At 68.8% G+C, this 10,067-nt stretch carries 12 protein-coding genes and 1 tRNA gene; 3 read left to right on the top strand and 10 right to left on the bottom strand.

The window, feature by feature from the left end; genetic code table 11:
- Positions 1-150: 150 nt before the first annotated feature.
- From rplL to K377_RS14915, 9 genes are all read right to left on the bottom strand, one after another.
- Positions 151-534 (bottom strand): 50S ribosomal protein L7/L12, encoded by a 384-nt coding sequence (rplL, locus tag K377_RS14955; protein WP_111663835.1) that lies wholly within the window; start codon positions 532-534, stop codon positions 151-153.
- A gap of 110 nt (positions 535-644) precedes the next feature.
- Positions 645-1,175 (bottom strand): 50S ribosomal protein L10, encoded by a 531-nt coding sequence (rplJ, locus tag K377_RS14950; RefSeq protein ID WP_111663834.1) that lies wholly within the window; start codon positions 1,173-1,175, stop codon positions 645-647.
- A gap of 259 nt (positions 1,176-1,434) precedes the next feature.
- The gene (locus K377_RS14945; protein WP_111663833.1) at positions 1,435-2,322 is read right to left on the bottom strand and encodes a hypothetical protein; all 888 of its coding nucleotides are present in this window, start codon (positions 2,320-2,322) and stop codon (positions 1,435-1,437) included.
- A gap of 69 nt (positions 2,323-2,391) precedes the next feature.
- Complete coding sequence (locus K377_RS14940) at positions 2,392-3,081, bottom strand: hypothetical protein (protein WP_146614725.1); 690 nt, start codon at positions 3,079-3,081, stop codon at positions 2,392-2,394.
- 126 nt (positions 3,082-3,207) lie between these two features.
- Positions 3,208-3,939 carry a 50S ribosomal protein L1 gene (rplA, locus tag K377_RS14935; protein WP_111663831.1) on the bottom strand — a complete coding sequence of 244 codons (732 nt, stop codon included), beginning with the start codon at positions 3,937-3,939 and terminating at the stop codon, positions 3,208-3,210.
- 91 nt (positions 3,940-4,030) lie between these two features.
- Positions 4,031-4,465, bottom strand: a complete 435-nt coding sequence (gene rplK, locus K377_RS14930; RefSeq protein WP_111663830.1) for a 50S ribosomal protein L11 — start codon at positions 4,463-4,465, stop codon at positions 4,031-4,033.
- A 198-nt stretch (positions 4,466-4,663) separates the two neighbouring features.
- Positions 4,664-5,560, bottom strand: a complete 897-nt coding sequence (nusG, locus tag K377_RS14925) for a transcription termination/antitermination protein NusG (RefSeq protein ID WP_111663829.1) — start codon at positions 5,558-5,560, stop codon at positions 4,664-4,666.
- 77 nt (positions 5,561-5,637) lie between these two features.
- The gene (gene secE / locus K377_RS14920) at positions 5,638-5,925 is read right to left on the bottom strand and encodes a preprotein translocase subunit SecE (RefSeq protein ID WP_111663828.1); all 288 of its coding nucleotides are present in this window, start codon (positions 5,923-5,925) and stop codon (positions 5,638-5,640) included.
- Positions 5,926-6,032: 107 nt separating this feature from the next.
- Positions 6,033-6,105: transfer RNA gene (locus tag K377_RS14915), tRNA-Trp, on the bottom strand.
- 202 nt (positions 6,106-6,307) lie between these two features.
- Here K377_RS14915 and K377_RS14910 point away from each other — a divergent pair.
- Positions 6,308-7,558 (top strand): pyridoxal phosphate-dependent aminotransferase, encoded by a 1,251-nt coding sequence (locus K377_RS14910; RefSeq protein WP_111663827.1) that lies wholly within the window; start codon positions 6,308-6,310, stop codon positions 7,556-7,558.
- Positions 7,559-7,680: 122 nt separating this feature from the next.
- Positions 7,681-8,703 carry an adenosine deaminase gene (locus K377_RS14905; RefSeq protein WP_111663826.1) on the top strand — a complete coding sequence of 341 codons (1,023 nt, stop codon included), beginning with the start codon at positions 7,681-7,683 and terminating at the stop codon, positions 8,701-8,703.
- A gap of 6 nt (positions 8,704-8,709) precedes the next feature.
- Here the strand turns inward: K377_RS14905 and K377_RS14900 are convergent, their stop codons facing one another.
- Entirely contained in the window at positions 8,710-9,315 is a 606-nt protein-coding gene (locus K377_RS14900) for a TetR/AcrR family transcriptional regulator (protein WP_111663825.1), read from the bottom strand.
- A 119-nt stretch (positions 9,316-9,434) separates the two neighbouring features.
- Between K377_RS14900 and K377_RS14895 the strand changes: the two genes are divergently transcribed.
- Positions 9,435-10,067 (top strand): NAD(P)-dependent oxidoreductase, encoded by a 633-nt coding sequence (locus K377_RS14895; RefSeq protein WP_111663824.1) that lies wholly within the window; start codon positions 9,435-9,437, stop codon positions 10,065-10,067.

Below are 10,067 nucleotides of genomic sequence, written 5' to 3'. Positions count from 1 at the left end.
CGACCGACAGTGCAAGGCACCCTCGGCCTGCGTGCCAGACAACGCCGAAAGGCGACCACCCAACTGGGTGATCGCCCTTCGGTACGTCGGTGTTACAGCTCCCGGGGGAGCAGTTTTCACCGCAGAAGAGTCGGCAGACTCGAAGAGGTCTTACTTGACCTCGACGGAGGCACCGGCGCCCTTGAGGGACTCGGCGGCCTTCTCAGCGGCCTCCTTGGTGACCTTCTCGAGGACCGGCTTCGGGGTGCCGTCGACGAGGTCCTTGGCCTCCTTGAGGCCCAGGGAGGTGAGCTCGCGCACGACCTTGATGACCTGGATCTTCTTCTCGCCGGCGCCGGTGAGGATGACGTCGAACTCGTCCTGCTCCTCGGCAGCCTCGGGGGCGGCGCCACCGGCGGCGGGGCCGGCGACGGCGACGGCCGCGGCGGCGGTGACGTCGAACTTGTCCTCGAAGGCCTTCACGAACTCGGAGAGCTCGATGAGGGTCATCTCCTCGAACTGGGCGAGCAGGTCTTCCTGGCTGAGCTTCGCCATGATGGGCGATCCTTCCACTAAATCGGCTGGTGCCGGTTGTCCATGTAGGCGGGCGTACTGTCGGCCCGCTTCGACCGTCGCCTCAGGCGGCGGTCAAGGTGCGAGCCGAATTACTCGGCACCGCCCTGCTCGGCCTGCTTGGCCCGAAGCGCCTCCGCGGTGCGGACGAACTTCGACGGGAGCGCCTGGAGGACCTGAGCAGTCTGCGTCTGCTTGCCCTTGAACGCACCGGCCAGCTTGCTGAGCAGAACCTCGCGGGACTCGAGGTCCGCGAGCTTCTTGATCTCGTCGGCGGACAGCGCCTTGCCGTCAAGGACACCGCCCTTGATGACGAGGTTGGGGTTGTCCTTGGCGAAGTCACGAAGACCCTTCGCCGACTCCACCGGGTCACCGGTGACGAAGGCAACCGCCGTCGGACCGTTGAACAGGTCGTCGAGCGTGTCGATCCCGGCCGCGTTGGCCGCGATCTTGGTCAGCGTGTTCTTCACCACGGCGTACTCGGAGTTCTCACCGAGCGAACGGCGCAGCTGCTTGAGCTGGGCCACGGTGAGACCCCGGTACTCGGTCAGCACGGCGGCGTTCGAGCTGCGGAACTTGTCCGTGAGCTCGGCTACCGCGGCAGCCTTGTCGGGCGTCGGCATAGAGCGTCGGCCTCCTTCCGGGTGATGAGGACCGCTCAGAAGGGGCCGACAAAACAAAACGCCCCAGCGCAGGCGCTTGGGGCGTGAGCTCGACCTGTACGGACGGATCCGGACGGGAGCACTTCCTCAGTCACCTGCGCGGGTCGTCCGCAGTTTCAGCGGATCCTTCGGCCACCGCACCCTCTTGCGAGAACACAGCGACGACCAGCGGTCTTTGGCTTCTTCGGAAGAGTACGGGAACGGGGCCGCGTCAAGCAAATCAGCCCTGGAGAGCGCCCTCGCCGAGCTTCCCGACCGACTTCATGAGGTCGAAGGTCTCTCCCGCGGGCGGGGTCTCGACCTTCACGGCGGCCCCGTAGTCCGAGAACGTCTCCGAGATCTCGACCGGTCCCTGCGAGCTGCCCATGGTGACGTCCATCCGGACCGGCAGATCGTCCTTGTTCACCCACAGCTCGGTGTCGTAGTCCTTGATCCCGGCCTTCTTGACGTTCTTCAGGAGGCTGCTGCGCTCGTCCGCGCCGAGGACCTTCAGAGAGTCGTTCGACTTCATCATCTCCTCGACCGTCAGCGTGCCCTTGTAGTGCTCGGTCCGCTCGCCGTCGACGGTGGCGGAGCCCAGGTGCTTCAGGTTGGGCGAGTCGAGAAGGACGGCGATCTGCCGCGCCGGGTCCTGCTCCATGCTGCTCAGGCCGCCCGCCTGCGCGCCGAGGCCGGCGAGGTCCAGCTTCATCCAGCGCTTGCCGTCGGTCTTCCGGGCGGCGGCCGCGCCCCCGTCCACGTACATGACGTCGTCCTGCATGATCATGCGGACGGTGCTCGGCATGTCCATCCCGCCGGCGCCGACGCCCGAGCCCTTCATGGTCATATCCATGACGGTCGGGTTCCAGCCCATGGTGCCGGAGAGCTTCATGGTGCCGCCGCCGAGTGACGACGGCGTCTTCATCACCATCGTGACCTTGGCGGACCTGGCCTCGGCGGTCTTCTTGTACGCGGCCGTGAGCGCCTGCGACGCGGCCTGGTGGCCGCCGGACTCGGACGCGGACTTCGAGCCGCTCGCGCCGGAGCCGCCGTCGCACGCCACGGCTCCCGCGCACAGCAGTGCGGTCGCGGCGACGGCGCCGACCGTGCGTCGTACGACAACAGTCATCTCAGAACCACCCCTTGGAACGCGTGTACCCCTCGCACCCTAGGGGACGCCTCAAACAGTCGTCCGGTTTCAGCCGCCCGCGGCCACGTCGGCGAAGTCGACGGTGTCGTGGGCGGGCGGCCGCTCGGCCGCGGCGGGGGCGCCGTAGTCGCTGTAGTGGACGGTGACGGTGAACTCGCCCTCGCGGTAGGCCCGTTGGACCAGGAAGTGGCGGGCGTCGAGCCACACCTCCAGGCGCTGCTTCCCCGCGGTCCCCCGGTAGTGGGTGGTCGCGGTGCCGCGCACGGTCGCCCGCCCCACCCGGTGGACGTCGTCGGCCGCGCCGAGCGTCTTCAGAGCCTCGGCCGGGGTGAGGTCACCGGCCGTGTCGTACGGGTGCCGGATCCAGTGCCTGCCGTCCTGCCCGGCGGCGAAGGCGTCCGTCATCCGCGTGTAGTAGGCGTCGGGCAGGAAGCGGGTCTGGGACGGGTCGCCGCCCAGCCTCCTCGTGGAGGCGGCCAGTTCGCCGCCGGTGACCCGGACGGTCACCGTGCCCTCGACGCCGCGGGACCAGCTGAGGGTGCCGGTGGAGCGCGAGGAGAGGGTGCCACCGGTGCGCATCGTCGCGTCGACGCGGGCCGAGCCGGCCGCCGTGACCTTCTGGCGGGCGGTGCGCAGCGCGTCGGCCGCCGCGTCGTCGGTACCGGCGTCCCGTGCGCCGCCGCAGGCCGTGAGCAGTGCGCCCACGGTGGCCAGCACCACCAGTCGTCCGTGCCTCATCCGCTCCCCCGGGTCGATCACCGCGACGCTAGCGCAGCCCGCCCGTGGGCGGGCCGGAAAAGAGGAACGGGCCCCGCACCTCGAAAGGTGCGGGGCCCGTAGCCGACTTCAGCGAGCCTGTGGGGCTCAGACCGCGGCCGGGTCCTCCTCGACGAGGAGGTTGCGGGTGCGGTTCGGGTCGACCGGAACGCCGGGGCCCATCGTGGTGGCGATGGCGGCCTTCTTGATGTAGCGACCCTTGGCGGCGGACGGCTTCAGACGAAGGATCTCGTCGAGGGCCGCGCCGTAGTTCTCCACCAGCTTGGTGTCGTCGAAGGACACCTTGCCGATGATGAAGTGCAGGTTCGAGTGCTTGTCGACGCGGAACTCGATCTTGCCGCCCTTGATCTCGTTCACGGCCTTGGCCACGTCCGGGGTCACGGTGCCGGTCTTCGGGTTCGGCATCAGGCCACGCGGACCGAGCACGCGGCCGAGGCGGCCGACCTTGCCCATGAGGTCCGGGGTGGCGACAACGGCGTCGAACTCGTTCAGGCGCTGGCCCTTGGAGATCTCGTCGATGAGCTCGTCGGAGCCGACGATGTCGGCGCCGGCGGCCTCCGCGGCCGCAGCACGGTCACCGGTCGCGAAGACCAGGACCCGGGCGGTCTTGCCGGTGCCGTGCGGGAGGTTCACGGTGCCACGGACCATCTGGTCGGCCTTGCGCGGGTCAACGCCCAGGCGGAAGGCGACCTCGACGGTGCCGTCGAACTTCGTCGCGGAGGTCTCCTTGGCGAGACGGATCGCCTCGAGCGGGGCGTAGAACTTGTCCCGGTCGATCTTGGCGTCCGCAGCGCGGAGAGTCTTGCTGCGCTTGCTCACTACTGCTCCTGTGTGTGTCTGAGGAGTCGTGGTGCGGGCCGAGCAGGCCCTACCACGGTGTTCTGCCTACGAGGGGCTGCGAAAGCTGGGATCAGCCCTCGACCGTGATGCCCATGGAACGGGCGGTGCCGGCGATGATCTTCGACGCGGCGTCCAGGTCGTTGGCGTTGAGGTCGGCCATCTTGGTGGTGGCGATCTCGCGGACCTGGGCGTCGGTGATCTTGGCGACCTTGGTCTTGTGGGGCTCGCCGGAGCCCTTCTCGACACCAGCGGCCTTGAGGATCATCTTCGCGGCCGGCGGGGTCTTGGTGATGAAGGTGAACGAGCGGTCCTCGTAAACCGTGATCTCCACCGGGATGACCCAGCCACGCTGCGACTCGGTCGCGGCGTTGTAGGCCTTGCAGAACTCCATGATGTTGACACCGTGCTGGCCCAGCGCGGGACCGACCGGCGGGGCCGGGTTGGCAGCGCCGGCCTGGATCTGGAGCTTGATGAGCCCCGTGACCTTCTTCTTCTTGGGAGGCATGTGCTCTCTCTCCGGGTCTTAGTGAGAGTGTTCAGCCGCCACCCGTGCACGATGATCGTCCAGATCATCCGGATGGAGGCATACCGCACAACGATAACGGGTATCCATGCGCGGCTAAAAACCGAGCAGGTCAGACAGGCTTTTGAGAGCCCATCTGACCTGTTCGGAAGCTATGTGCCCAGATGCTGCTGGGAGGTACTAGTTCTTCTGGATCTGGTCGAAGCTGAGCTCGACCGGGGTCTCGCGGCCGAAGATCTCGACGAGGCCCTTGACCTTCTTCGAGTCGGCGTTGATCTCGTTGATCGTGGCCTGCAGCGTGGCGAACGGGCCGTCGGTGACGGTGACCGAGTCGCCCACCTCGAAGTCCAGGACCTCGACGGTGACCTTGCGAGCCGGAGCCGGCTTGCCCTCGGCCTCGGCGGCCTCACGGGCGGCCTTCTCCTCGGCCTCCGGGGCGAGCATCTTGACGATCTCGTCCAGGGTCAGCGGGTACGGGTCGTACGCGTTGCCCACGAAGCCGGTGACGCCGGGGGTGTTGCGGACGACGCCCCAGGACTCGTTCGTCAGATCCATGCGGACGAGAACGTAACCGGGCAGCTTGTTCTGCCGGACGTTCTTGCGCTCGCCGTTCTTGATCTGGACGATTTCCTCTTCGGGAACCTCGGCCTGGTAGATGAACTCCTCGACGTTCAGCGAGACGGCACGCTGCTCCAGGTTGGCCTTCACGCGCTTCTCGTAGCCCGCGTAGGTGTGGATGACGTACCACTCGCCGGGCAGACCACGCAGCTCGTCGCGGAGAGCGGTCACCGGGTCGACCGGCTCCTGCTCCTCCTCGGGCTCCTCGTCGGCGGCCTCGGCCGTCTCGGGCGACTCGTCGGAGTCGGTCTCGTCGTCGCTCTCGGTGTCGTCGTCCGCGTCGGCGGCCTCGACCTCGACAGCGGCTTCCTCGGCGGGCTCACCGGCGGCGATGTCGGCAGCCTCGGCCTGGTCCGGGTCCTCGGCGTCCGCCGCCTCGACGATGTCGAGCTGGTCCTCCACGGACTCCGCGTCGTCCGCGCGCGGCTCGACGGCGTCGTTCAGGTTCGGGTCAGACACGGTGGCTGCTTCTTCCTGGATACAAGGGGGTGGAACACGCGAAAGGGGCGCCGAAGAGGCGCCCTCCGCATTTCGGCTCAGCCGAAGACGTACTTCACGAGGTGGCTGAACCCATAGTCAATCACGGTGACGAGACCGATCATGATGACGACGAAGACGATCACAACCGTCGTGTACGTCGAGAGCTGGCTGCGCGACGGCCAGACGACCTTGCGGAGCTCAGCGATGATCTGGCGGTAGAAGAGCGCGAGACGGCCGAAGGGGCCCTTCTTGCCGCGCTTGCCGCCCTTCTTCCGAGCCTTCTTCGACTCGGGGGCCTCATCCTCGGCATCAGGCATGTCGATGGAGCCCACGGCGTCCGTCACTCGTCCTCACCTGATTCCGGGTCGTGGCCGTGCCGCGCCCGGTTGAGCCGCACAGCCGTGCAATGCAGTACGTACATGCGCACACATCCTGGCGAAGGTGTGTGTAGCAGGGCCGGAGGGACTTGAACCCCCAACCGCTGGTTTTGGAGACCAGTGCTCTACCAATTGAGCTACGACCCTTTGTTTCCCCCAACGTACCGCATCCGCCGAACCGCACGGAGTGCGGTTGGAAAGTGCGGCCGGTGAAGGCCAACGAGCAGTGAGTGTACGTGCTTCGCGGCCCTCCGTCGAACGAACAAGGACGGGAAGTCGATCAACGGTGGATCCGGTGGTCTTGGAAACCCGTGTGCCGGGCGGGTTTCCGGTCTGGAACGATGGGGTTATGAGCGCTGCAACTCCTTCTCCTTCCGCTGGTGGTTCCTCCCCTACCGGGCGCCGGGTCTCCGCCCGTGTCGGCTCGATCTCCGAGTCCGCGACCCTCGCGGTCGACGCCAAGGCCAAGGCCCTCAAGGCCGCCGGGCGTCCGGTGATCGGCTTCGGCGCCGGTGAACCCGACTTCCCGACGCCGGACTACGTGGTCGAGGCGGCCATCGAGGCCTGCAAGAACCCGAAGTTCCACCGCTACACGCCGGCCGGCGGGCTGCCCGAGCTGAAGTCGGCGATCGCCGCGAAGACGCTGCGCGACTCCGGCTACGAGGTCGACGCCTCGCAGATCCTGGTGACCAACGGCGGCAAGCAGGCCATCTACGAGGCGTTCGCCGCGATCCTGGACCCGGGCGACGAGGTCATCGTCCCGGCGCCGTACTGGACCACGTACCCGGAGTCGATCCGGCTCGCGGGCGGCGTGCCGGTGGAGGTCGTGGCCGACGAGACGACCGGATACCGCGTCTCCGTCGAGCAGTTGGAGGCCGCGCGCACCGAGCGCACCAAGGTCGTGCTCTTCGTGTCGCCGTCGAACCCGACGGGCGCCGTGTACAGCGAGGCCGACGCCGAGGCGATCGGCCGCTGGGCCGTGGAGCACGGGCTGTGGGTCATGACGGACGAGATCTACGAGCACCTCGTCTACGGGGACGCGAAGTTCACCTCGCTGCCCGCGATCCTGCCCGAGCTGCGCGACAAGTGCATCGTGGTCAACGGTGTGGCGAAGACGTACGCGATGACCGGCTGGCGCGTGGGGTGGATCATCGGCCCGAAGGACGTCGTGAAGGCCGCGACGAACCTTCAGTCGCACGCGACGTCGAACGTCTCCAACGTGGCGCAGGCGGCCGCGCTCGCCGCCGTCTCCGGTGACCTGACCGCCGTCGAGGAGATGAAGAAGGCCTTCGACCGGCGTCGTCAGACGATCGTGCGGATGCTCAACGAGATCGACGGCGTGCTCTGCCCGGAGCCCGAGGGTGCCTTCTACGCGTACCCGTCGGTGAAGGAGCTGCTCGGCAAGGAGATCCGCGGCAAGCGCCCGCAGACCTCGGTCGAGCTGGCCGCGCTCATCCTGGAGGAGGCCGAGGTCGCCGTGGTTCCGGGCGAGGCCTTCGGCACGCCGGGCTACCTGCGCCTCTCGTACGCGCTGGGCGACGAGGACCTCGTCGAGGGTGTCTCCCGGATGCAGAAGCTGCTGGCCGAGGCCCGCGACTGAGCCGGATTCCCGTGGGCGGGCCGTCTCCTTCTTAAGGAGGCGGCCCGTTTCTTCGTTCGGGCGAGCCCCCGAAGGTGGAAAGCCGCTACCGGTACTACAGGTACGTACGGCAGGATCTTGGGATGGAGCGTGAAGGACGTGATGTACGTCAGTTGCCCAAGGCCCATCTGCATCTGCATTTCACCGGGTCGATGCGGCCCACGACCCTGCTGGAGCTCGCGGACAAGTACGGGGTGCGGCTGCCCGAGGCGCTGACCGGGGCGGAACCGCCGAAGCTGCGGGCCACGGACGAGCGCGGCTGGTTCCGGTTCCAGCGGCTCTACGACGCGGCGCGGTCCTGCCTGCGGGAGCCCGAGGACATCCAGCGGCTGGTGCGGGAGGCCGCCGAGGAGGACATCGCCGACGGGTCGGGGTGGCTGGAGATCCAGGTCGACCCGACGTCGTACGCGCCCAGACTGGGCGGGCTGATCCCCGCGCTGGAGATCATCCTGGACGCCGTGGACAGCGCCTCGCGCGAGACCGGGCTCGGGATGCGCGTGCTGGTGGCCGCGAACCGGATGAAGCACCCGCTGGACGCCCGTACGCTGGCGCGGCTCGCGGTCCGGTACGCGGACCGGGGCATCGTCGGTTTCGGGCTCTCCAACGACGAACGGCGCGGGATGGCGCGGGACTTCGACCGGGCCTTCGCCATCGCGCGCGAGGGCGGGCTGCTGTCCGCGCCGCACGGTGGCGAGCTGACGGGCCCCTCGTCGGTGCGCGACTGCCTGGACGACCTGGAGGCCCACCGGATCGGGCACGGGGTGCGGGCCGCCGAGGATCCGCGGCTGCTGCGGCGGCTCGCCGAGTCCGGGGTCACCTGCGAGGTCTGCCCGGCGTCGAACGTCGCGCTCGGTGTCTACGAGAAGCCGGCGGACGTGCCGCTGCGCACGCTCTTCGACGCCGGAGTGCCGATGGCGCTCGGCGCCGACGACCCGCTGCTGTTCGGCTCGCGCCTCGCCGCCCAGTACGAGCTGGTGCGCCGCCACCACGGGTTCACGGACGCCGAACTGGGCGAGCTGGCCCGGCAGTCGATCCGTGGCTCCGCGGCGCCCGAGGAGGTCAAGGAGAAGCTCCTGGGCGGCGTGGAGGACTGGCTGGCCGCGTGAGGCGGGTCAGGCGATCCCGGTGAGCAGCGTGTGCGCGATGCTCGCGGCGAACTCGTCGACCGGCTGCGGCGGTTTGCCGTCGGGCGACATGTCGTAGGCGAAGGCGCGCTGCGCGCAGGCGCCCAGGAGGAGGGACGCGGCCGCGTACGTGTCGGCGTCCGCGCCGATGCGGCCCGCCCGCTGTTCGGCCCGCAGATAGGCGTCGAGTCCCTGGATCGGCTTGTGCGGGCCCTTGCCCAGTTCGCGCATCACCTCTTCGTGGCGGCGCTTGAGCTTGGGCTCCGCGTACAGGGACGCGGCCATCGGGAAGGTCTGCTCGTAGAAGAGGGCCGCTTCGACGGCGATGTCCCTGAGGTTCTCCTCGACCGTGCGGCCGGAGTCGCCCACGCCGTCCGCGAGGAGGCGGCCCAGGAGTGAACCCAGCTTCGGAAGGCGCTCGTTGAGCACCGTCACGAAGAGCTCCTCCTTGTTGGCGAAGTACTTGTAGAGCGCCGCCTCGGAGCATCCCGCCGCCTGTGCGATCGCCTTGGTGGTGGTGCGGGCGAGGCCGATGCTCAGCATGAGTTCGTGAGCGGCTTCGACGATGCGGACGCGGGCCGGCTTCTGGTCCATGCGGGTTCCAACCAACCTTGACGCGGGGGTGAGTACTCACTCACTCTAAGGGTGAGCGGGGGTGAGTGAGTACTCACCCACTCCTCTTCCACGCGAGTGACCGAACCTGGAGGTACGTCATGAAGCTAACGGTTTTCGGTGCGACGGGCGGCATCGGGCAGGAGATCGTCCGGCAGGCCCTGGACGCCGGGCACGCGGTGACGGCGGTGGTGCGCGACCCCGCGCGGTTCACCGTGACCGGCGAGCGCCTGGAGGTGTTCCGTGCCGACCTGTCGGACCCCGAGTCGCTGCGCCCGGCCGTCGCGGGACGGGACGCGGTCCTCTCCGGACTCGGCGCCCGCCGCCGGTCGGACGCGGGCATCGCGACGATGCTGACCCGGTCGGTGCTGCGCGCCATGGAGGCGGAGGGCGTCCGGCGGCTGCTCGTGGTCAGCGCGGGCCCGGTGGGCCCGCAGCCTCCCGGGTCCCCGTTCGCCGACCGCCTGATGATCGGGCTCGTCGGCGTCGCCCTGAAGCCGGTGTACGTCGATCTGGCCGCCATGGAGGCCGAGCTGGCGGGCAGCGCGACCGACTGGACGTCGGTGCGCCCGCCCCGGCTCCAGGACAAGCCGCTGACGGGCTCCTACCGGAAGGTCGTGGGCGGCTTCCCGCGCTCGGGCCGCTTCATCGCCCGCGCGGACGTGGCGCACGCGATGCTGGCGATGACGGACGACCCGGCGACGGTGAAGCAGGGCGTGGGGGTGGCCTACTGA

It is taken from the genome of Streptomyces sp. PsTaAH-137, assembly GCF_003259365.1.
Classification (GTDB): Bacteria; Actinomycetota; Actinomycetes; order Streptomycetales; family Streptomycetaceae; genus Streptomyces.
This window is presented reverse-complemented; position numbering and strand designations above follow the sequence as displayed.

Bases quoted from the DNA above. Each gene is read 5' to 3' on its own strand.
- rplL (WP_111663835.1), bottom strand. From the start codon at position 534: ATGGCGAAGCTCAGCCAGGAAGACCTGCTCGCCCAGTTCGAGGAGATG.
- rplJ (WP_111663834.1), bottom strand. From the start codon at position 1,175: ATGCCGACGCCCGACAAGGCTGCCGCGGTAGCCGAGCTCACGGACAAG.
- K377_RS14945 (WP_111663833.1), bottom strand. From the start codon at position 2,322: ATGACTGTTGTCGTACGACGCACGGTCGGCGCCGTCGCCGCGACCGCA.
- K377_RS14940 (WP_146614725.1), bottom strand. From the start codon at position 3,081: ATGAGGCACGGACGACTGGTGGTGCTGGCCACCGTGGGCGCACTGCTC.
- rplK (WP_111663830.1), bottom strand. From the start codon at position 4,465: ATGCCTCCCAAGAAGAAGAAGGTCACGGGGCTCATCAAGCTCCAGATC.
- K377_RS14910 (WP_111663827.1), top strand. From the start codon at position 6,308: ATGAGCGCTGCAACTCCTTCTCCTTCCGCTGGTGGTTCCTCCCCTACC.
- K377_RS14905 (WP_111663826.1), top strand. From the start codon at position 7,681: ATGGAGCGTGAAGGACGTGATGTACGTCAGTTGCCCAAGGCCCATCTG.
- K377_RS14900 (WP_111663825.1), bottom strand. From the start codon at position 9,315: ATGGACCAGAAGCCGGCCCGCGTCCGCATCGTCGAAGCCGCTCACGAA.
- K377_RS14895 (WP_111663824.1), top strand. From the start codon at position 9,435: ATGAAGCTAACGGTTTTCGGTGCGACGGGCGGCATCGGGCAGGAGATC.